At 62.2% G+C, this 21,502-nt stretch carries 21 protein-coding genes; 12 read left to right on the top strand and 9 right to left on the bottom strand.

The window, feature by feature from the left end; all coding sequences use genetic code 11:
- Together KBT70_RS00770 and KBT70_RS00775 are read left to right on the top strand one after the other, a co-directional pair.
- A partial coding sequence (locus tag KBT70_RS00770; protein ID WP_296627617.1) for a VTT domain-containing protein occupies positions 1–484 on the top strand: 484 nt, incomplete at its 5' end.
- A complete protein-coding gene (locus KBT70_RS00775) occupies positions 484–948 on the top strand; it encodes a disulfide bond formation protein B (RefSeq protein ID WP_296627619.1) in 465 nt (154 codons plus the stop codon). The genes KBT70_RS00770 and KBT70_RS00775, both read left to right, overlap by 1 nt.
- A gap of 7 nt (positions 949–955) precedes the next feature.
- Here KBT70_RS00775 and KBT70_RS00780 read toward each other — a convergent pair whose 3' ends face one another.
- Positions 956–1,384 carry an Lrp/AsnC family transcriptional regulator gene (locus KBT70_RS00780; RefSeq protein ID WP_296627622.1) on the bottom strand — a complete coding sequence of 143 codons (429 nt, stop codon included), beginning with the start codon at positions 1,382–1,384 and terminating at the stop codon, positions 956–958.
- A gap of 119 nt (positions 1,385–1,503) precedes the next feature.
- Between KBT70_RS00780 and rocF the strand changes: the two genes are divergently transcribed.
- Both rocF and KBT70_RS00790 read left to right on the top strand, forming a co-directional pair.
- A complete protein-coding gene (gene rocF / locus KBT70_RS00785) occupies positions 1,504–2,433 on the top strand; it encodes an arginase (protein WP_296627624.1) in 930 nt (309 codons plus the stop codon).
- A gap of 11 nt (positions 2,434–2,444) precedes the next feature.
- Entirely contained in the window at positions 2,445–3,497 is a 1,053-nt protein-coding gene (locus tag KBT70_RS00790; RefSeq protein ID WP_296627627.1) for an ornithine cyclodeaminase, read from the top strand.
- Between the two features lie 11 nt (positions 3,498–3,508).
- Here the strand turns inward: KBT70_RS00790 and KBT70_RS00795 are convergent, their stop codons facing one another.
- A complete protein-coding gene (locus KBT70_RS00795; protein ID WP_296627630.1) occupies positions 3,509–5,068 on the bottom strand; it encodes a helicase HerA-like domain-containing protein in 1,560 nt (519 codons plus the stop codon).
- A 433-nt stretch (positions 5,069–5,501) separates the two neighbouring features.
- On the opposite strand from KBT70_RS00795, the gene KBT70_RS00800 reads away from it, so the two are divergent.
- Entirely contained in the window at positions 5,502–6,143 is a 642-nt protein-coding gene (locus KBT70_RS00800) for an invasion associated locus B family protein (protein WP_296627692.1), read from the top strand.
- 60 nt (positions 6,144–6,203) lie between these two features.
- Here KBT70_RS00800 and KBT70_RS00805 read toward each other — a convergent pair whose 3' ends face one another.
- From KBT70_RS00805 to KBT70_RS00815, 3 genes are all read right to left on the bottom strand, one after another.
- Positions 6,204–7,415 carry a beta-ketoacyl-[acyl-carrier-protein] synthase family protein gene (locus KBT70_RS00805; RefSeq protein ID WP_296627632.1) on the bottom strand — a complete coding sequence of 404 codons (1,212 nt, stop codon included), beginning with the start codon at positions 7,413–7,415 and terminating at the stop codon, positions 6,204–6,206.
- The gene (locus KBT70_RS00810; protein ID WP_296627634.1) at positions 7,412–7,672 is read right to left on the bottom strand and encodes an acyl carrier protein; all 261 of its coding nucleotides are present in this window, start codon (positions 7,670–7,672) and stop codon (positions 7,412–7,414) included. The genes KBT70_RS00805 and KBT70_RS00810 overlap by 4 nt, the downstream gene beginning before the upstream one ends.
- A 218-nt stretch (positions 7,673–7,890) precedes the next feature.
- Positions 7,891–9,516: a L,D-transpeptidase family protein gene (locus tag KBT70_RS00815; RefSeq protein ID WP_296627638.1), complete on the bottom strand. Its 1,626-nt coding sequence runs from the start codon at positions 9,514–9,516 to the stop codon at positions 7,891–7,893.
- 325 nt (positions 9,517–9,841) lie between these two features.
- Between KBT70_RS00815 and KBT70_RS00820 the strand changes: the two genes are divergently transcribed.
- On the top strand, positions 9,842–10,411 hold the full coding sequence (locus KBT70_RS00820; protein ID WP_296627641.1) for a DUF882 domain-containing protein: 570 nt from the start codon (positions 9,842–9,844) through the stop codon (positions 10,409–10,411).
- Between the two features lie 91 nt (positions 10,412–10,502).
- Here KBT70_RS00820 and lipA read toward each other — a convergent pair whose 3' ends face one another.
- From lipA to KBT70_RS00835, 3 genes are all read right to left on the bottom strand, one after another.
- Positions 10,503–11,447 (bottom strand): lipoyl synthase, encoded by a 945-nt coding sequence (gene lipA, locus KBT70_RS00825; protein ID WP_296627643.1) that lies wholly within the window; start codon positions 11,445–11,447, stop codon positions 10,503–10,505.
- A gap of 122 nt (positions 11,448–11,569) precedes the next feature.
- The gene (locus KBT70_RS00830; RefSeq protein ID WP_296627645.1) at positions 11,570–12,568 is read right to left on the bottom strand and encodes a hydrogen peroxide-inducible genes activator; all 999 of its coding nucleotides are present in this window, start codon (positions 12,566–12,568) and stop codon (positions 11,570–11,572) included.
- An 88-nt stretch (positions 12,569–12,656) separates the two neighbouring features.
- Positions 12,657–13,775 (bottom strand): DUF6456 domain-containing protein, encoded by a 1,119-nt coding sequence (locus KBT70_RS00835; protein WP_296627647.1) that lies wholly within the window; start codon positions 13,773–13,775, stop codon positions 12,657–12,659.
- 238 nt (positions 13,776–14,013) lie between these two features.
- Here KBT70_RS00835 and KBT70_RS00840 point away from each other — a divergent pair, with 238 nt between their 5' ends.
- Positions 14,014–14,313: a DUF6477 family protein gene (locus KBT70_RS00840; protein ID WP_296627648.1), complete on the top strand. Its 300-nt coding sequence runs from the start codon at positions 14,014–14,016 to the stop codon at positions 14,311–14,313.
- A 57-nt stretch (positions 14,314–14,370) separates the two neighbouring features.
- Here the strand turns inward: KBT70_RS00840 and KBT70_RS00845 are convergent, their stop codons facing one another.
- Positions 14,371–15,918 carry a trimethylamine methyltransferase family protein gene (locus KBT70_RS00845; RefSeq protein WP_296627650.1) on the bottom strand — a complete coding sequence of 516 codons (1,548 nt, stop codon included), beginning with the start codon at positions 15,916–15,918 and terminating at the stop codon, positions 14,371–14,373.
- Positions 15,919–16,183: 265 nt separating this feature from the next.
- Between KBT70_RS00845 and KBT70_RS00850 the strand changes: the two genes are divergently transcribed.
- From KBT70_RS00850 to KBT70_RS00870, 5 genes are all read left to right on the top strand, one after another.
- Positions 16,184–17,440, top strand: coding sequence for an outer membrane protein transport protein (locus KBT70_RS00850; RefSeq protein WP_296627652.1), 1,257 nt, complete (start codon positions 16,184–16,186; stop codon positions 17,438–17,440).
- A gap of 51 nt (positions 17,441–17,491) precedes the next feature.
- Entirely contained in the window at positions 17,492–19,060 is a 1,569-nt protein-coding gene (gene guaA, locus KBT70_RS00855; protein WP_296627654.1) for a glutamine-hydrolyzing GMP synthase, read from the top strand.
- A complete protein-coding gene (locus KBT70_RS00860) occupies positions 19,057–19,323 on the top strand; it encodes an antibiotic biosynthesis monooxygenase (protein WP_296627656.1) in 267 nt (88 codons plus the stop codon). Before guaA ends, KBT70_RS00860 begins: the two co-directional genes overlap by 4 nt.
- Positions 19,320–20,207 (top strand): DMT family transporter, encoded by an 888-nt coding sequence (locus KBT70_RS00865; RefSeq protein ID WP_296627658.1) that lies wholly within the window; start codon positions 19,320–19,322, stop codon positions 20,205–20,207. Before KBT70_RS00860 ends, KBT70_RS00865 begins: the two co-directional genes overlap by 4 nt.
- A 139-nt stretch (positions 20,208–20,346) precedes the next feature.
- Positions 20,347–21,465: an outer membrane protein transport protein gene (locus tag KBT70_RS00870; protein WP_296627660.1), complete on the top strand. Its 1,119-nt coding sequence runs from the start codon at positions 20,347–20,349 to the stop codon at positions 21,463–21,465.
- Positions 21,466–21,502: the final 37 nt, after the last annotated feature.

Below are 21,502 nucleotides of genomic sequence, written 5' to 3' on the forward strand. Positions count from 1 at the left end.
TTTTCCGATTCCGCCCGATGTGCTGATGATCCCGATGATCCTCGCCCGCCCTTCACGGGCATGGTTGATCGCGACAGTGGCGCTCGTGTCGTCGGTTCTGGGTGGGCTTTTGGGCTATGCCATCGGTGCTTTTGCCTTTCAGGAGATCGGCCAGCCGATCCTCGCAGCGCTCGGCAAGGGCGATGCGATGACCGAATTCAGCGGGCGATTCAACGACTTCGGGTTCTGGGCGGTCTTGACCGCCGGCATCACGCCCTTTCCCTACAAGGTCATCACCATCATGTCGGGTTGGACCGCGATGCCGCTTGGCGTGTTCATCGCCAGTTCGATTCTGGCGCGGGGCATCAGGTTCTTTCTGGTTGCGGCCCTCTTGTGGAAATTCGGGGCACCAGTGCGCGATTTCATCGAGCGCCGTCTTGGCCTCGTGACCATCGCCTTTGTGGTCCTGCTCTTTGGCGGCTTTTACGCGACGAGGTTCTTTTGATGAAGCTGAGCCAGAAACACCTCATTCTCCTCGCCGCAGGCGGGTCCGCAGCGCTCATGCTGGGCGCGCTCGGGTTTCAGCATTTGGGCGGCATGGCGCCTTGCAAGCTCTGCATCTGGCAACGCTGGCCGCATGTCATCGCCATTGCGCTTGGTGCTGCTGCCCTCTTTGCCCTGCCCCGCCTTTTCAGCCTTGCAGGTTTCTTGGCGGCGCTCACTACTGCTGCTCTGGGTGGCTATCACACCGGGGTCGAGCGCGGCTGGTGGCAGGGTCCGACCAGTTGCTCGTCCTCCGGCACGGATGGGATCAGCACCGATGCGCTCTTTGAACAGATCATGGCGGCCCCCTTGGTCCGCTGCGATCAGGTGCCATGGGAAATGCTGGGCCTGTCGATGGCCAGTTGGAACATGCTCGCGTCGCTCGGGTTGGCCGCACTCTGGCTGATGGCCCTGCGCGCGCGCTGAACCTGCGTCAGGCCCCCGATTTCCAGGTATTGAGGAGCAGACTTGTCTCGGACTGGGCAATCCCCTCGAACCGCCGAATCTGCGCCAGAACCTTGTCCAACTCTTCGAGTGTCTCGGTCCCGATCTCGACGATCACATCCCACCGGCCATTGGTGGTATGGGTCGCGCGCACAGCACTCAGCCCGTTGAGTTGGCGCAAGATGCGGTCGGTGCCGCGCCCCTCGATCCCCAGCATCATGAGGCCCCGCACCGGATCGCGGGCGGCATCCCCGCGCAGGACCACGGTAAAGCCGACAATCGCCCCACTGGCCCGCAACCGCTCGATCCGAGATCGCACCGTGGTGCGCGACATGCCAAGCCCAATCGCCAGATCCGACAAGGAGGCGCGCGCGTCATGCCGCAGCATGGAAATCAATCTCTGGTCGGCATCGTCCATTTCGCAGAACCCTTGATCCAATTTGCGCAAATACTGCTCTATTTGTGCAAAACAACCGCTTCAAATCAACTCAATTCGGCAGCATCCTGAGACTTGATGATCCAAGACGCGAGCCTGCCATGACCTCTCGAACCATTCTTCTGATCGGTGCCCCGGTGGATAGCGGCAAGGACCGGCGCGGCTGCCTGATGGGTCCTGATGCCTATCGCACCGCCGGGCTGGCAGAGGCGCTTGGCGATCTCGGGCACAGTTTGCGCGACTTGGGCAATCTCTGCCCTGCCCCGGCCACGGTCGATCCTGCCCTGCCTGCGCACGTGCATGCCCCTGCGGAAACGGCGGGCTGGACGGCCACCTTGATGCAGGCAGCAGAGGACGCCATGCAGGACGGGCTGCCGATTTTTCTGGGGGGCGATCACAGCCTCTCGCTCGGGTCTGTCGCGGGCGTGGCCAAACATGCCGCCGCCATAGGGCGCCCGCAATTCGTGCTCTGGCTCGATGCCCATAGCGATTTTCACACACCGCAAACCACCGCGTCGGGCAATTTGCACGGCACACCGCTTGGTTATGTCACGGGTCGCGCCGGGTTTCACGGCTTTCCCCCGGTGGCCCATCCGGTGCCCGAGGAAAATATCTGCATCCTCGGTCTGCGCTCCGTGGACCGGGCCGAGCGCGAGGCGCTTCAGGCCAGCCGCATCCGCTATCACGACATGCGGGTGATCGACGAAGAGGGGATTTCCCGCCCGCTCGCGGCCTTTCTTGACCGCGTTGCCGCTGTGGGGGGCGCGCTGCATGTCAGCCTTGATGTCGATTTCATCGACCCGATCTTTGCCCCCGCCGTGGGCACCACCGTGCCCGGCGGCGTAACGATCCGCGAGGCGCATCTGACGATGGAGATGATCTGCGACAGCGGGCTCATGACCTCGCTCGACCTCGTGGAACTCAACCCCTTTCTCGACGAACGCGGGCGCACGGCGCAGGTGATGGTTGACCTCGCGGCCTCGGCCCTTGGCCGCCGCGTCTTTGACCGCCCGACCCAAGCCTATAGCTGAGGACTTCCACGATGACACTTGCCCCCTCCCACAAGGCTCTGGTGCCTTTTGTCTCTGTCGACAACATGATGAAGCTGGTGCATCACATCGGGATCGAGCCGATGCTGCGCGGTCTGGCCGACTATATCGAGGCCGATTTCCGCCGGTGGGAGTTGTTCGACAAGACCCCCCGCATCGCCAGCCATTCCGAAGAAGGCGTGATCGAGCTCATGCCCACCTCGGATGGCGAGGTTTACGGCTTCAAATATGTGAATGGCCACCCCAAGAATACCCGTGAGGGGCTCCAAACCGTCACCGCCTTTGGCCTCTTGGCCAATGTGGGCAACGGCTATCCGGTGCTCTTGTCCGAGATGACCGTGCTCACGGCGCTGCGCACGGCGGCCACCTCGGCGATGGTGGCCAAGTATCTGGCCCCCAAGGGTGCCGATACCATGGCGATGATCGGCAATGGTGCGCAATCAGAGTTTCAAACGCTGGCGATGAAGGCCATCTGCGGCCTCAAATCCGTGCGCCTCTATGACATCGACCCCGCCGCCACCGCCAAGGCCGCCCGCAACCTGCGCGGTCTGGGGCTGGAGGTGGTCAGTTGCTCCTCCCCCGAGGAAAGCATGGAAGGCGCGCAGATCATCACCACCTGCACCGCGGACAAGCAATATGCCACCATCCTGACCGACAACATGGTCGGCGCGGGTGTGCATATCAACGCCATCGGCGGCGACTGTCCGGGCAAGACGGAACTGGCCCCCGGCGTGCTGCGCCGCTCGACCATCTATGTCGAATATCCCGAACAGACCCGGATCGAGGGCGAAATCCAGCAGCTTGCCCCGGACCACCCCGTGACCGAGATGTGGCAGGTGATCAACGGCACCGCCAAGGGGCGCAGCAGCACAGATGAGATCACGCTCTTTGACAGCGTGGGCTTTGCCATCGAGGATTTCTCGGCCCTACGCTATGTGCGCGACCATATCGCGGGAACCGAGCTTTTCCTGGAACTCGACCTTTTGGCCGACCCGGACGATCCCCGCGACCTCTTTGGCATGCTGCAACGCGCGGCCAAACCCTGAGAGGGCGCGCCTCAGCGCCCCTTGAAGAGCCCGCCCAAGATGCCCCGCACGATGCGGCGTCCTGTGGTGCCGGTCAATTCCTTCATCACCGCCGAGGCAAGCGCCCCCCCGAGACTGTCGGGTTCGCGCACGCGGCGGCTCTGACCGGTCGAGGCACCGGGGGAATAGCGCCGCGCGGCCTTGAACTCGCGCTCGCGCGCGGCCTCTGCCTCTTCGGCGGCGGCCTCTGCGGCAATCTTTGCCTCGGCCTCTTCTGCCTCTTGCGCTGCGGCCTCGGCCCGTGCCGCCAATATCTCATGGGCGGACTGGCGATCAATCGCCACCTCGTATTTGCCCGCCACGGGTGATCCCGCAATCACCGCGCGGCGCCTGGCAGCATCGCAAGGCCCAAGCTGTGTCGCGGGTGGGCGAATGAGCGTGCGTTCCACCACACCCGGCACGCCCTTGTTTTGCAGCATCGAGGTCACAGCCTCGCCCACGCCCACATCCCGGATCGCCTCGACCGTGTCAAAGCGCGGATTGGGCCGATAGGTCTCGGCGGCACGGCTCAGCGCCTTTTGATCCCGCGCGGTAAAGGCGCGCAGCGCGTGCTGAAACCGGTTGCCAAGCTGGCCAAGGATATCCTCGGGCACGTCATCGGGGTTCTGGGTGATGAAATAAACCCCCACCCCCTTGGACCGAATGAGCCGCGCCACCTGCTCAACCTTGTCCACAAGCGCCTTGGGCGCGTCCTCGAACAAGAGATGCGCCTCGTCAAAGAAGAACACGAGCTTCGGCTTGTCGACATCGCCCACCTCAGGCAGCGTCTCGAACAGCTCGCTCAAGAGCCAGAGCAAGAAGGTCGCATAGAGGCGGGGCGAATTGATCAGCCGATCCGCAGCGAGAATATTGACATAGCCGCGCCCCTCGGGCGTCACGCGCATCAGGTCTTCAAGCGCCAGAGCAGGCTCTCCAAAGAAATGCGCGCCCCCTTGATTTTCCAGCACCAGAAGCGCGCGTTGAATGGCCCCGACCGAGGACACCCCGACATTGCCATAGCGCAGCGACAGATCGGCGCTGTTCTGGCCCACCCATGTCAGCAGCGCCTGCAGGTCCTTGAGGTCAAGTAGCGGCAGCCCCTCTTCGTCGGCCACGCGAAACGCGATGTTGAGCACGCCCTCTTGCGCGTCCGAGAGGCTCATCAGCCGCGACAGCAAAAGCGGCCCCATTTCGGACAGCGTCGTGCGCACGGGATGCCCCTGCTCGCCGAAAAGGTCCCAGAAGATCACCGGGAAGGCATCATAGCGAAACCCGTCAAAGCCGATTTTCTGCGCGCGTTCCATGAACGGCCCGTGCAATTTGGTGTCCGGGCTGCCCGCCACCGCCATGCCCGAGACATCGCCCTTGATATCCGACAGGATCACCGGCACGCCCGCGTCCGAAAACCCTTCGGCCAGCACTTGCAGCGTCACCGTCTTGCCGGTGCCCGTCGCGCCCGCGACGAGACCATGACGATTGCCGTATTTCAGCAAGAGTTCCTGAGGCTCGGCATAGTCCACGCCACCGCCGCCGACGAAAATCGAAGTCTGCACCCTCACACCCCCTGTCCAGAAAAGATCACGGGCTGACCATACTTATTTAACCCTTTCATGCCAGTGTGAATTCATCCCCGAAACCGATTGTCCTCTGGTTTTGGGTGACTTCCTCCCTGTCAGACTGGCCGCGCCCCTCGGGTGCGGCCTTTTTTCGCAATTTTGCGACCTTCCCTGTTGACGGGTGCGCGCATCTGTCCTAGCGTCCCGATCAATAACTAAGTCGGCCAGTCCGACGGGGAGAAACGCAGGAAGAGGCCGCAAGGCCTCTTTCTTTTTGTGCCTGCTGCAAATTCTGCCGCCCATATGCTCACGGCAGGTTACAAGATGGCGTAAAGCTGCTGGCGGCGTGCCAGAAATGCGGTTTTGATCCTGACTCTGCGCGCCCGCCATGCTAAAGCGCGGCGGAAACATAGACCGATATGGGGAAATGATGCTTAAACTACTGACCAGCTTTTCGATTGTGGCGTTTCTCGCAATGGGTGGCGCCCTGAGCGCACAAGAGGCGACCCAACCCGCGCCCGCAGCCCCGGCAGAGGCAGAGGCAGAGGCAGAGGCCGCACAGCCGGAAGCCGAGACCCCCAGCGTCGGCCTCGACACTGGACGCCCGGTGCAAGAAGACCCCGCCTATATCAAAGCCACCCATGACGATTGGCAGATCAAATGCTTTCGCACCGGCGTGGAAGGGCAAGACGATCTCTGCCAGATGTATCAACTGCTGACCGAGAGCGCCGGCAATCCGGTTGCCGAATTCACCATCTACCGCCTGCCGGAAGGCGGGCCGGTGGTCGCCGGGGCCACGATTGCGGCCCCTCTCGGCACGCTTCTGACCGAAGAGATCAAGCTTTCGGTCGATGGCGCCAATGCCAAGAGCTATGCTTATTCGTTCTGCACCATGGCGGGCTGTTTCGCGCGCATTGGCCTGACACAGCAGGATATCGACACCATGAAGCGCGGCGTGAAGGTGACAATTGAAATCGTCCCGGCACAAGCCCCCGATCAGAAGGTCAAGATCGACGCGTCGCTCAAGGGATTTACCGCCGCCTATGAAGAAGCCTCTGTGCTCCAGCAGTAAGCGCCTCGAACGGATCACCACCAACGCCGCCCCTCGGGGCGGCGTTTTGCGTCTCAGATCTCAGGCAAAACGCTTGAGCGCGAGCACCGCGTTGAGCCCGCCAAAGGCAAAGGCATTGCTCAGCGCCACGTTGACGCGCGCCTCACGCGCCACGTTGGGCACGACGTCAAGCGCACATTCCGGGTCCGGTTCCTCGTAGCCGATGGTAGGCGCGATGATCCCGTCGCGCAGCGCCATGATACAGGCGAGCAGTTCCACCGCCCCGGTGCCGCCGATCAAATGCGCATGCATGGATTTGGTCGAGGAAATCATCAGCCGATCGGCATGATGGCCGAACACATCCGCAACCGCCGCACTTTCGGTCTTGTCATTGGCCGCCGTGCCGGTGCCATGGGCATTGATATAGCCCACTTCCTCGCGGTTGATCTTGGCATCGTTGAGCGCGCCGGTGATGGCCCGCGCCGCCCCCTGCTTGGACGGCATGACGATGTCGGACGCATCCGACGTCATGGCAAAGCCCGCCACCTCGGCCATGATCTCGGCCCCGCGCCGCTTGGCGTGCTCCAGCTCCTCAAAGACAAAGATCGCCGCCCCCTCGCCCTGCACCATGCCGTTGCGATTGGCGGAAAACGGGCGGCAGGCATCGCGGCTCATGACGCGCAAGCCCTCCCACGCCTTGACCCCGCCAAAGCACAGCATCGACTCGGACCCGCCGGTGATCATCACCGGCGTGATGCCGCCATGCACCATCTGAAACGCCTGCGCCATTGCGTGATTGGACGAGGCACAGGCCGTGGACACGGTAAATGTCGGCCCCTTGAGATTGAACTCCATCGACAGATGCGAGGCCGCGGCATTATTCATGAGCTTGGGCACGACAAAGGGATGCACCCGGTTCTTGCCCTCTTCATAGACAGAGCGATAATTCTCATCGAGCGTGGTCATACCGCCGCCCGAATTGCCAAGAATCACCCCTGCCCGCGCCGCCAGTTCGCCGGAAAACTCCAATCCCGCCTGCGCCATCGCCTGCCGCGCCGCGATCAGGGTGAATTGGGTAAAGCGGTCATAGAGTGCCAGTTGCTGGCGGTTGAACTGGGCTTCGGGATCGTAATTCTTGACCTGTCCGCCGATGCGAATCGACAGACGCTCGACATCCTGAAATTCCAGATCGGTAATGCCACAACGCCCCTCGCGCATCGCTTCGAGCGTGCTGGGCACATCGGCGCCAAGCGCGTTGATCGTGCCCGCCCCGGTAATGACAACGCGTTTCACGATTGCTCCGCGACCAGCCGCTCGATCCCCGCGATGATCGTGCGCACCGAGGAAATGTCGAAATCGCTCTCGGCGGGATTGTTGGCATTGAAGGGCACGGAAATGTCGAACGCCTCTTCGATGGCGAAAATGCTCTCAACCAGCCCGAGGCTGTCGATCCCCAGATCCTCTGGCGTGCTGTCGAGGGTGACATCCGCAGGCTCAAGCACGGCCTGTTCGGCGATGATGGCGATGACACGGTCCTGAATGCTGCTCATGGTGAGGTCTTTCGTTCTGTCGCCCGGGGGCCGGGCGGATGCTGGTCTTCTGCGTCGGTTTTGTAACAGTTTATTTAAGATCGGTGCCGCGCGCAGACAATCTTTTCACGGCACACAGACGCGGCGTTGCGGCGCACGATCTGCGCTATCACAGGATGTCCCATAGAAAAAGGTCCGCGCCGAGCGACACGGACCCTCAAACTGCGTTGCCTCAGGCCTCAGCCCTGCGGCGCGTCCAGAGATACACCGGCCTTTTCCAGAGCACTCCAGATCCGGGCGTCGCGCCCATAGACATCACCCCGATACTGCGGCCGCCCCTGCGCCTGTGTAAAGGCGGTGCGATAGATGATGTGTACCGGCACATGCTCTTCCAGTTGCACATAGGTTTCACGCCCGGTGTCCAGCACGGATTGAAAGAACGCCTTGGGATCGCTTTCCTGCCGCGCCAAGAGCGCGTAGGCAAAATCGAACGGCTGGTGCAGGCGGATGCAGCCATGGCTGAAATCGCGCTTCTCCATATCGAACAGGGCCTTTTGCGGCGTGTCATGCAGATAGATGTTGTATTTGTTGGGGAACATGAACTTGACCAGCCCAAGCGCATTGCGCTCTGACGGCGGCTGCTTGATCGCAAAGGGGAAATTGCGCGCGTTATAGGCACCGAAATTGACCGCCCCCCGGCTCACCTCGCGCCCATTGCGATTGTAGAGCTTGAGATGCGATGCCGCCCCCGGATTGCGCTGCATCTGCGGCAGATACTCGTTGACCGCGATGGAATAGGGCACGTGCCAGGTCGGGTTGATGACCATATGCTCCATCTCGTCCGAGAATTCGGGGCTGCGGCGGTTCTGGTCATTCTTGCCGATGACGGCGCGGGTCGCGAATGTGACCGCGTCATTATCGAGAATGCGCGCGCTGAAATCCGTGAGATTGACGAGGATATGCCGCTGGCCCCGCTCTTCGCTCAGCCAGCGTTCGCGCTCCATCGCGACGATCACCGACTTGAGCCGCTCGGTCGCGGGCATGTTGAGCGCCGCAAGCGTCGTCGTCCCCGCAACACCATCGGGCTCAAGCCCGTGATCGGTCTGAAACGCCTGCACGGCCTGTTGCAGCCGCATGTCATAGGTTTGCGCCGCGCTGCGCGCGAGATAGCCCATCGCGATCAGCCGGTTGCGCAGAGAAATGACCGCAGGTCCACTGTCACCGGGGCGCAGTTTTTCCGCTGACACCGTGGGGCCCCACCCGCCTTCCGTTATCAGGTGCTCCAGCCGCAGCTTTTGCTTGAGGAGGCGCGCGTACTCATTGCTCTGCGGTGGCAGTTTGCGCATCGCGCGGGCTGGCTCATCCGTGAGGAGACCCGCCATCAGCGCGGCCGTATCACGGCGCACCACCTCGCGCTTGATGTCACCATCCACCTCAGAGGGTACCAGAACCCCAGATTGCACGTCGCGCGCATAGCGCAGATAGGCTTGGCTGAGGGCGACCTCGACCTGGCCCAGATCCCGCTGCGACCGCGCTTCGGCCATGGCCGACATCAACCCGTCAAGGTCATAGCGGTCCGCAGGCAGCCCATGCACCCCGACCCGCGCCAGAACCTGAACCAAGGCCTGACGCCGCGCGCGATGCTCGGCACTCTCGCCGGTCCAAACCGGGCGATAGGTCTGATCCTGATAGAACGTGGCAAGATCACGATCCTCGGCCGCCGCCTCTGCCACCGCCTGCCGAAATGCCGCCTCTTGCGCTGCGGCTGGCACGCTCCATGCAGGCAGAACGCACAAGACGCTCAGAACGACCGGCACAATTCGGAAAAGATCGCGGATACGCGGGTGGCCAAACGCCAAATTCATTCTTCCTACCTCTGGATCACGGGGTCAACTCAGGAAACTATATGCGCGATATCCTGCCCTTCTCAATTTTTTCCTAAGGATTCCCTGTCACATTCGACGACAAGCGCGTGACTGCGGCGAAAATGCTGCGCCGGATGCGCATTCTGGCCACATCGGAAAAATTATGCGCGAAATCTCGCCGAAAGGACTTGAAAGTTGAATGGCACAGAAAATCAGGGCTTGGTCATTGATTCCTGCTGTGCCATAAAAACGGCACATCGGGGGATGAACGGCAATGTTGCGGGACAGCAACAAAATGTAGGCTACGGGACAGGCGATTGAAACAATGACAGAAATCAGTGGAACTGGGATCTCGCGGCGTGGCGTATTGCTGGCGTTCGCCGCAACAGCGGTTGCTGCGGCACCGACCTTCTCCAACGCGGCCGGCTTCTTGCGCGGCGCGGGCGATATCCGCCGCATCCGACTGGTATCGCCCCGCACGGGTGAACGGCTCGATACAATCTACTGGATCGAGGGCGATTATCTCAAGGAAGCGGTGCGCGAGATTTCTCTGTTCATGCGCGACTGGCGCACCAATCAGATCCGCGACATCGACATTCGCACCATCGACATCATGGCTGCCAGCCACAATCTGCTCGATGCGTCCGAGCCCTATACTCTCCTGAGTGGCTACCGCAGCCCCCAGACCAATGCCATGCTGCGCAGCCGGTCGAGCGGCGTGGCGCGCAACTCTCTCCATATGGTCGGCGAAGCCGCCGATCTGCGTCTCGGCAGCCGTTCGGTCAGCCAGATTTACCGCGCGGGCGTGGCCTGCGGTGGCGGTGGCGTCGGGCGCTATTCCGGCAGCAATTTCGTGCATATGGATTGTGGTCCGGTCCGCACCTGGGGTCGTTGACCCTAAACTCCTGACATTCAGGCATAAGAAAACCGGCCCAGTGGCCGGTTCTTTTGTTTTCTAGTCCAGCGTGCCGCCCGACATCGCCCCTTCAGGCGAATTTCGCGTTTCGCGCCGCTTGCAACCGGGCAAAATCATCCCCCGCATGATAGCTCGACCGCGTGAGCGGACTGGCCGACACCATCAAAAAGCCTTTGCCATAGGCCGCCTTTTCATAGGCGGCGAATTCATCCGGATACACGAAACGGTCGACGGCATGATGCTTGGGCGTCGGTTGCAGATATTGGCCGATGGTCAGGAAATCGATTCCTGCGGCGCGCATATCGTCCATCACCTGATGCACAGATTGCCGATCCTCGCCAAGCCCCACCATGATCCCCGACTTGGTAAACATCGTCGGGTCCAACTCCTTGACCCTCTGCAAGAGACGCAAGGAATGGAAATACCGCGCACCTGGCCGCACCGTCGGATAGAGACCGGGCACGGTTTCGAGGTTGTGATTGAACACATCCGGCTTGGCCGCCACCACGGTTTCCAGCGCGCCCGCGTCGCAATGCAGGAAATCGGGCGTCAGAATCTCGATCGTCGTCCCCGGCGCCCGGTGGCGGATCGCGCGAATGGTCTGGGCAAAATGCTCGGCCCCGCCATCCGCAAGGTCGTCGCGGTCCACGCTGGTCACGACCACATGTTTCAAGCCCAGCTTGGACACGGCATCGGCCACGCGCCCTGGCTCGAACGCATCGAGGGTTTGCGGCTTGCCGGTGGCCACATTGCAAAAGGTGCAGCCGCGCGTGCAAATCTCGCCCATGATCATCATGGTCGCATGCCCCTGGCTCCAACATTCGCCGGCATTGGGACAGCCCGCCTCTTCACAAACCGTCACCAGCTTGTGTTCGCGCATGATCCGGTGCGTTTCGAAATAGGCTTTGCTGGTCGGTGCTTTGACCCGGATCCAGTCTGGTTTGCGCGGCTGGGCGTTATCGGGGCGATGCGCCTTTTCAGGATGGCGTTGGTCCGGAAGTTTGAGATCGCGCACGAATTTTTCCCCGCGAATGATTTGGTAAGGCTTGGATAGTATAAGCCATAGCGATGGAGAGTGCCAGTCACGCAGCGTTACATCCTGACGTCTGCACCATGGGTAACGAGTGTCCATCGCGCTTAGTGAGTGTCCCTGTAAATGTCGGCCTGCGCCCGTTGCGGCGCAGGCCGCGTTATAGCGGTGGTTTCCGGCACCTCCGCCCGCGCGAGCGCAATGAGCGCGGCACCGACGGTTTCCAGCACTTCGGCCAGTTTCTCGAACCAGACCTCGTCTTGCGTGCTCTGACGGCGCACCAGCACGATCTGGCGGGCGGGCTCTGGTGGATCAAACCGGCGCAGATGGATGCCCGGGGCCGCCCGCACCTCGGTCGCCGCGGCAATTTCGGGCATCAAGGTCAGGCCGAATCCCGCCGCCACCAGCCGTGACAACGTGCCAAGCGACGAGGCGCCCATGTCAATCTGCGCATGCCCGCGCCCGCGCCCACAGACTTCGAGCGCCTGATCGGTCAGGCAATGCCCCTCTTCCAGCAGCAAGAGCGGGCTATGCGCCAACGAGGTCGGACGCAGCGCCTCGGCCCCCTGCCCGAGCACGGCCAGCCGCACCGCCGTTCCCGCCAGCAAGAACCGATCCTCAAAGAGCAACCGCTCGCGCAGCCCCTCGGCCCCGACCGGCCGCGCCAGAATCGCGGCATCAAGCTGCCCACTCTGGATATCCGCGATCAACTGGTCGGTCTTGGCCTCGCGCACCTGCACATCAAGCGAGATGTCGCGACTGCGCAGCGCCTCCAGCACGCCGGGCAGGATATAGGGCGCGATGGTCGGAATGATCCCAAGCGACAGACGCCCCGCCAGCCCCCCCTGCCACCGCGCCGCTTCGCTCAGCGCCTGCATCTCGTCCAGAACCCGCTGCGCATGCGCCAGAATCAGGCGGCCAAAGGGGGTCAGCACCACATCCCGCGCACGCCGCTCCACCAGCTTTTGACCAAGTGTCGTCTCCAACTCCTTGATCTGCACCGAGAGTGCCGGTTGCGAGATGTTGACCACCTCCGCCGCACGCCCGAAATTGCGCTGTTCGGCAAGCGCCTTGAAATAGCTTAGCTGTCGCAGGGTGATGTTCATACGCTCAGCTTATGGTTCGTCGCCCCAAGAACAAGCCTGAATTATCGCATGACTGGCTTGCAGCCCGCGCGCGCCGAATGGTCCCTATTCAGCCGATCAGCCCGCCCGCCTCTCCCAGCCGCTCATAATGCCCCTTGAGCCGTTGCAGCGCGATGCGCAGCACGATCTTGCCTGACCGGGCCGACCAACCCATTTTCTTTTCGGCGCGCTCGAGACCCTCCATGTAGCAGCAGCAGCGCAGGACCACATCGCCCAACCCAGGCCCCAGATCGCGCAGCGCGGCCAATACGCGCAGGCGCGCCGCCTCGGCGTCATACCCGCGCGCCTCCGAGGGCCGCCCTTGCTCATCGACATGGCTGAGGAAATGATCCCAGTTCTGTGCGACGCGTGGGGCCATCTGGGCCAGTTCGAAATCCTCACGCAGGCGCTCGCCCGCACGCACCAGATCAGAGGTCAGAAACCGGCTTCCGTCCTTGTCGCGCCGCCGGGCAAGGGCTACGAGGGGCGACTCGATGACGCCGTAGCGCATCCGTCGACCGCCACTTTCCGACACCCCCGGCGACGATGTGCGCCCCGGCAAGACAACCGGCCCGTCGCCCATGCCGCTGGCGTGGTTTTCCGCCTCGGCCAGCATCAGGCTCAGCGCTGTGCGGCCCGCCCCGGTGATATGATAGCGCGCGATGCGGCCCGGACTGTCACAGGCAACCCAGCCTTTGAGGGCCATCGCCTCGGCCACTTCGCGCTCGACCACCGCCGTGCGCAGGGTCTGACCGCTGCCGGTGTCGCGCACCACAACGGCCTTGTCCATGTCGGCGGACACGGCCAGCAACGCGCCCGCCTCGCTGAGACGCCGCAAGACGCGCCGCGCCTCCGCTTTCAAGCGGTGTTCCGTCAACTCGAGCGTCTGATCGTGTCGCGGGATGGTCTGGGATGTCATCGGAGCCTCCTTGGCAGGAGAACCGGGCATCTTGTCATGGCTGACCCTTTGGCCAAGCCGCCGCAGCGCCTCGTCCACCAAGAGATCATCGCGGCGGGTCTCATAGGCGCGGATCTGGCGCATCACGGTCGAGGCATGGCGCCCCGCGTGCCGCGCCAACGCCCGAATGGGGGTGCCGGATTCGGTATGGGCCAGATAGTGCAGCGCCGCTTCCGGCACCCAGGATGGCACGTCATGCAAAATGGTCTTGAATGCATACCCCTCGTGCATCACCCGTCCCCCAAATTTTCGGCCATCCGGCACCAGATCGCAACCTGGCAACTTACCCACAGAGTTATCCACAACTTAAGAGTGCAAAGATTACCGGTTCGTTAATTGTTTCCAGAAATGCAACCTTCATTGACAAATCGTAAACAAATCCAAAGCCCTGCGCGCGGCGCAGCGCCCCAAAACGCAACAGCCACACAACCTGTGCGACGAAGCATCTGCACGATCACAGGAGCCTCTCATGCACGATATCCTTGGAACTCTCCGGGCGCTGCGCCGCCCCCCGCTGCTGATCCGCGCCGCGCGCATCGGCCTGCAAGATTATCGCCGCGAGGTGCATCTGCGCCGGTTGCTGCGCGATGGCCCCCTGCCCCCGAGCCCCACGGCGCTGATCCGGTTGCTGGAAACCGAGGCCGCACTGGATGAGGAACGCCGCCTTGCCGCCTCAGGCTATTCGCCCGCGCGCCATGTCGAGGTGCTGATCGCGATGATGGGCGAGGCGCGGGATATGCCCGTGGTGCCGTCCCTCGTCGAGACCTGACAAAAAGCGCGCCGCAATCGGATGCGGCGCGCTCTTTCAGGTCATATCTTTGTGATCTCAGCTAAACGCATCCGGCATTTCAGCCTTGCGCTTGGCAACATAGGCCGCGAGCGCCTCGGCGATGGCCGGATCAAGCGGCGGTTGCTGGTAATCCGCCAAAAGCTTGTGAACCCGCGCATTGGCCAGAACCATCGTGTCGCGCTCGCCCTCATCCGCCCAGGTCTCGAACGGTTTGTAGTCGAAGAGGTCAGAGCGCCAGAAGGCGGATTTGAAATTCGCCTGCGTGTGCGCGCAGCCAAGGTAATGTCCACCCGGCCCGACCTCGCGGATGGCATCCATCGCCTGCGCCTCTTCATCCATCTGAACACCGCGCGCCATATGGTGCAGCGTGCCCAACTGATCCGCATCCATCACGAATTTCTCGAACGAGGACACCAGCCCACCTTCGAGCCAACCACAGGCATGCAGCATGAAGTTGACGCCCGACAAGAGACCCACATTGAGACTGTTGGCGGTCTCATAGGCGGCCTGTGCATCCGGCAGTTTCGATCCGTTGAACGACCCCGACGACCGAAACGGCAGCCCCAGACGCCGCGCCAATTGCCCGGCACCATAGGTGATATGCGCAGCCTCCGGCGTGCCAAAGGTCGGCGCGCCCGAATTCATGTCGATCGAGGTGACAAATGCGCCAAAGATCATCGGCGCACCGGGGCGCACAAGCTGGCTATAGGCGATGCCCGCCAGAACCTCGGCCAACACTTGCGTCAGCGTGCCCGCCACCGAAACCGGTGCCATGGCCCCGCCCACGATAAAGGGCGACAGGATACAGGCCTGATTGTTGGCGGCATAGATCTCCAGCGAGCCCATCATCACATCGTCAAACGTCATCGGCGAGTTGACGTTGATAAGGCTGGTCATCACCGTGTTCTGCTGCACGAACTCCTCTCCAAAGAGGATGTTGCACATATCCACGCTGTCCTGCGCGCGGCTGGGTTCCGTCACCGAGCCCATGAAAGGCTTGTCCGACAGGGTCATATGCGCATGCAGCATATCCAGATGGCGCTTGTTCACCGGAATATCCGTGGGCTCGCAGACCGTGCCGCCGGAATGGTGCAACCATTTCGACATATAGCCCAGCTTCACGAATTTGCGGAAATCCTCCATCGTGGCATAGCGGCGGCCGCCTTCCATGTCGCGCACGAAGGGCGGGCCATAGACCGGTGCCAGAACCAGCGACTTGCCGCCAATTTCCACCGTGCGCTCGGGGTTGCGGGCGTGCTGGATGATCCGCGACGGGGCCGTCGCACAGAGTTGCCGCGCCAGACCGCGCGGAATACGCACCCGCTCGCCCTGCACATCGGCACCGGCCTTGCGCCAGCGGTCCAACGCCGCCGGATTTTGCACGAAATTCACGCCCACTTCGGCCAGCACTGTCTCGGCATTGGCCTCGATGATCTCGAGCGCCTCTTCGGTCAGAACCTCGAAGTTGGGAATGTTGCGCTCGATATAGCGCGCGGTCTCGATGCTGACGGCGGTGCGTTCAGCGCGGCGCGCGGCCCCGCCGCCGCCCCGGACCCGTTTGCTGCTCAGTGCTGCTTCTGACATGAAAATCCCCTTCTCCGAGTTGGACCCTGAGTCGCCACATGCCCGCTCACCGCAGGCTCGCGGCACGTTTAGCTTGTCACCATGGTCCCCCGCCCGCCGATTACGGCACGTGGGTCGTGAAAACGACATGTGGCTGAAACACCATGTCGGCCCACATATTCTATTTCGCCCTTACAAAAGAGAATGGAGCCACGCGCCACTCTGCCATAGACACAGGCGAAATAGAGCTGCCGTGCAAGAACACGGTCCGATCCGGGGACAGTCCATGACAGGTTTTCATACCGCCTTGCGCGCAAGTGCCGTCTTTGCGCTTGGCCTTCTTGCAAATCCCGCAATGGCCACCAACGGCTATTTCGCCAATGGCTACGGCGGACAGTCCAAGGCCATGGCGGGTGCCGGCGTGGCGGTGCCGACCGGCGTTTTGGGCATGGCACAGAACCCGGCGACGGGCGTCAAGGTGGGCAATCAGGCGGGCTTTTGCCTCACCACCTTTGCCCCCAACCGCGACGTGGAGATTGCCCCCGGCGGCCCGCTGACCCCCGGCACCCACAAGAGCCAGAATGATGTTTTCTTCATCCCCTGCGGCGGTGCCAACTGGAAACTGGATGACCGCTCGTCTCTTGGGGCCTTTGTCTTTGGCAATGGCGGCATGAACACCGAATTCGACACCAATTTCTTTGCCGGTCTCGGCGCAGGGTCCGCCCCTCTCGGGGTCAATCTCGAACAGGCGTTCATCACTCTGAACTATGCCCGCAAGGTAAATGATCGCCTGACCTTTGGCATCTCGCCCATTCTTGCGGTGCAACGGTTCAAGGCGCAGGGGCTACAGGCCTTCTCTGGCCTCTCGATCAGCCCCGGCGATGTCACCAACCGGGGCCACGACTGGTCGACCGGGTTCGGCGTGAACCTCGGCCTGCTCTACGAGGCCAGCCCGCAATGGACCTTGGGCGCGGCCTACCGCAATGAAATCCAGATGTCCAAGTTCAGCCGCTACAAGGGCCTCTTTGCAGACGGTGAATTCGACGTGCCCGCGATGCTGACGCTCGGTGCGGCCTATACCCCCGCCTCAGCGCCGCAATGGACGATCACGGGAGAATATCAGCGCATCTTCTACGGCAATGTGAAATCCATCGCCAATTCCAGCGCACCTCCAGGCGGCCCGCTGGGTGCGTCCAATGGCGTGGGCTTTGGCTGGCAGGATGTCGATGTCTGGCGTCTCGCGGCCATCTGGCGCCAGTCGGACAAGCTCACGCTGCGCACCGGGGTCAGCTATTCGACCGACTTCATCAAAAACGACGGCGATGTGGTGATCAACACCATCGCCCCCGGAACACCGCAATGGCACCTCTCGGCAGGCGGCACCTACGAGATCAACGACCGTTGGGCCGTCACCTTTTCCTACACCCATGCGTTCTCCAACAGTTTCTCCGGGGCCAACCCCGCGCTGACGGGCGTAGCGCAACCGGTGAAAATCCGCATGCACCAGCACGAGATCGCAACCGGCATCAGCTATCGCTGGTAAGGTGCGCTCTTTCTCTTGCGCAGGGGCGGGACGCCAATTACTAGGCGAGATATGAGCCAGATATCCCATGACCGCCTCCTGATCATCGACTTTGGCAGCCAGGTGACGCAGCTTATCGCGCGTCGCCTGCGCGAGCTGAATGTCTATTGCGAAATCCACCCCTATCAAAAGGTGACGGACGCCTTTCTGCAAGAGATGGCGCCGCGCGCGATCATCTTTTCCGGTGGTCCCGACAGCGTGATGCGCGACGGCAGCCCGCGCCCACCGCGCGCCGCCTATGATCTGGGCGTGCCGATCCTTGGCATCTGCTATGGCCAACAGGTGATGATGCAGGACCTCGGCGGCCGCGTCGAGGCGGGCGAACATGCCACCGCCGAATTCGGTCGCGCCTATGTGACCCCGACAGGGATCTCCAGCGGCTTTGTCGAGGGCTGGTTTGGCGCGGGCGCGCGCGAGCAGGTCTGGATGAGCCATGGCGATCATGTCTCTGAAATCGCTCCCGGATTCGAGGTTCTGGGCACCTCTCCCGGTGCCCCCTTTGCCATCACCGCCGACCGCACCCGCAATTTCTACGCCGTGCAGTTCCACCCCGAGGTGCATCACACCCCGAACGGTGCGCGCCTCTACGAAAACTTCGTGCGGCAGGCAGGGTTCAAGGGCGACTGGACCATGGGCGCCTACCGCGAAGAGGCGATTGCCAAAATCCGTGCCCAGGTGGGCGACAAACGCGTGATCTGCGGCCTCTCGGGCGGGGTCGACAGCTCGGTTGCCGCCGTTCTGATCCACGAGGCCATCGGCGATCAACTAACTTGCGTCTTTGTCGACCACGGTCTCCTGCGGCAGGGCGAGGCTGAAGAGGTCGTGGCGATGTTCCGCGACAATTACAACATCCCCCTCATCCATGCCGATGAGGCAGAGCTCTTCTTGGGTGAGCTTGAGGGCGTAAGTGACCCGGAAACCAAGAGAAAAACCATCGGCCGCCTCTTCATCGACGTGTTCCAGAAATACGCCGGGCAAATCGAGGGGGCCGAGTTTCTGGCCCAAGGCACGCTCTACCCCGATGTGATCGAAAGCGTCAGCTTTTCCGGCGGCCCCTCTGTCACCATCAAGTCGCATCACAATGTCGGCGGCCTCCCCGAGAAAATGGGCCTGAAACTGGTCGAGCCGCTGCGTGAGCTTTTCAAGGACGAGGTGCGCGCCTTGGGGCGCGAACTTGGCCTGCCCCAGAGCTTTATCGGGCGTCACCCCTTTCCCGGCCCCGGTCTGGCCATCCGCTGCCCCGGCGAGATCACCCGCGAAAAGCTCGAGATCCTGCGCAAGGCCGATGCCGTCTATATCGACCAGATTCGCAAACACGGGCTTTACGATGAAATCTGGCAGGCCTTTGTCGCCATCCTGCCGGTGCGCACCGTGGGCGTGATGGGCGACGGGCGCACCTATGATTTCGCCTGCGCCCTGCGCGCGGTGACGAGCGTGGACGGCATGACCGCCGATTACTACCCGTTCACCCACGAGTTTCTTGGCGAAACCGCAACGCGCATCATCAACGAGGTCAAGGGCATCAACCGCGTGACCTATGACATCACCTCGAAACCTCCGGGAACAATCGAGTGGGAGTGATCCGTCTGGAGGGTCGGCTCACTTGCCTGCCCGAGGACGCGGACCGCGTCCGTTTGGCGCTGCCCGAACACATCCGTCTCAGCCGCGCCGAGCCGGGTTGCCTCTCGTTTGACGTGACCGAAACCGCCCCGTGCGAATTTACCGTGGCCGAGCGCTTTGTCGACCGCGCCGCCTTTGACGCGCATCAGACCCGCACCCGCGCCAGCGACTGGTGGCGCGTCACCTCGCATATGCCACGCAGCTTCGAAGTGGTCGAGGAATGAGCCTTGCGGCGCCCGCCCCCGCCCCACAGGCCTTGCGCGCGGGGCTCTGGATGCTGGGCGCGGTCGCCTCTTTCTCGTCGATGGCGGTGGCGGGGCGCGCGGTCAGCTTGGAACTCGATACGTTCGAGATCATGATGTATCGCAGCATCGTGGGCTTTATCCTCGTGCTTGGCGTTGCCCGCCTGACCGGCCAGATCGGCACCATCACCACGCGCAGCCCCGGCACGCATGTCATTCGCAACCTCTGCCATTTCACCGGCCAGAACCTGTGGTTCTACGCCATCACCGTCATTCCACTGGCGCAGGTCTTTGCCCTCGAATTCACAGCACCACTCTGGGTTCTGATCCTGTCGCCGCTTGTCTTGGGCGAACGTCTGACCGGCACCCGTGCGCTTGCCGCCGTGATCGGCTTTGCCGGTATCCTCATCGTCGCGCGCCCCAGCCCCGAGACCCTCAACATGGGCACAATCGCCGCCGCCGCCGCGGCCATCGGTTTTGCCGGCTCGATCCTGATGACCAAGCGCCTGACCCGAACCGAGACCCTCACCTGCATCCTCTTCTGGATGACCCTCCTGCAAATCGGGCTTGGGCTGGCCTGCGCCGGGTATGACGGCGACATCGCCCTCCCGTCGCTCGCGTCGGCACCTTGGCTGGTCCTGATCGGCTGCGCGGGTCTCCTTGCGCATTTCTGTCTGACCACAGCACTTTCGCTTGCCCCCGCCACCTTGGTCACGCCGGTAGATTTTTTGCGACTGCCCGTGATCGCAATCATCGGCGTTTTGGTGTATGCTGAACCCGTTGACGCATTTGTGATCGTGGGTGCGCTTGTCATCTTTGGCGCGAATTACCTCAATCTATGGCGCGAAACGCGCAAAAGCGCCTGAAATCGCACTTTTTTCCCTTATAGAGTGTGTCTGTCGCGCCACCGGTCTCAGCCTCTCATTTTGTGACGCCGCGTCAAAGATTGACCCGTTGTGCCGTAACAGTAATGTGAGGCCAATAACTCTGGAGGAGAGGGACATCATGAAAAAAACTTGGCTCGCGGCGACAGTGATCGCCGCCACCGCATCAACAGCCTTTGGCGGCGAAATCGAACGTCGGGGCGATCCCTCGATGATCCTGTTCGAAAAGGGCAAGAACTATCTCGAGTTTTCCGCCGCGACTGTTGACCCCTCGGTTTCGGGTGTCGCACGTCCGGGCGTGCCCACGGCACCGACCGGCAATATCCAGAACCGCTATCAGTCCTTTGCAGGCGGCTACAAACACGAGCTGAATGACAAGATTTCGCTGGCGTTCGTCATCGACGAGCCGGTCGGCGCTTCGGTCAACTATCGCACGCCTCCGGCGGCCTTGGGCGGCGCGTTCTTCGGCGGCTCTAACGCGGACGTCAGTTCAGTTGCCTTCACGGCCCTTGCAAAATACAAGGCAACCGAGCGTTTCAGCATCTATGGTGGCCTGCGTTATGTCGGTCTGTCTGGCAATATCACCGTGATCTCGCCCGCAACCCTTGGCAGTGCGGTTCCAGCCCCCAACTCACCCTATACCCTGAACGTGAGCAAGGATTTCCAGGTCGGCTACCTGCTCGGTGCCGCCTATGAAATCCCGGACATCGCCCTGCGCGTTGCCCTGACCTACGAATCCAAGACGGAGCACGATTTCAAGGACAACACCGGCGCAGGTTTCAAAGTGGAACTGCCGCAGGCGTTCACCCTGCATGCCCAGTCTGGCATTGCCAAGGACACGCTGCTCTTTGGCTCTGTCAAATGGCGGGAATGGTCGAAATTTGCCGTGCAGCCGGGTGACTTCTTCTCGGTGGCCACAGGCGTTCCGGTCAACGTGCCCATCGCAAGCGGCCCGAGCGACATCTGGACCTACGAGTTGGGTATCGGTCGCCGGTTCACCGAGAACTGGAGCGGCGCGCTCATCCTTGGTTATGAAAAGGACGAGGGCGACGTTGTGGGCAACCTCTCGGGCAAGGACGGCTATTTCAGCTACGGTCTGGCCGCCACATACGAAACCGAAGCGTGGGAAATCACCGCAGGTGTCAAGTATTTCGAGATCGGCGACGCGAATTCCAACGTGACCGCCTTCTCGAACAGCGATGCCATCGCCATCGGCACCAAGGTCGCCTTCCGCTTCTGAGCGATCTGACCAAACAAATTCAAGCCCCGCCCCTCAT

Origin of the sequence: Roseovarius sp. (assembly GCF_018066915.1) — a bacterium.
Lineage (GTDB): Bacteria > Pseudomonadota > Alphaproteobacteria > Rhodobacterales > Rhodobacteraceae > Roseovarius.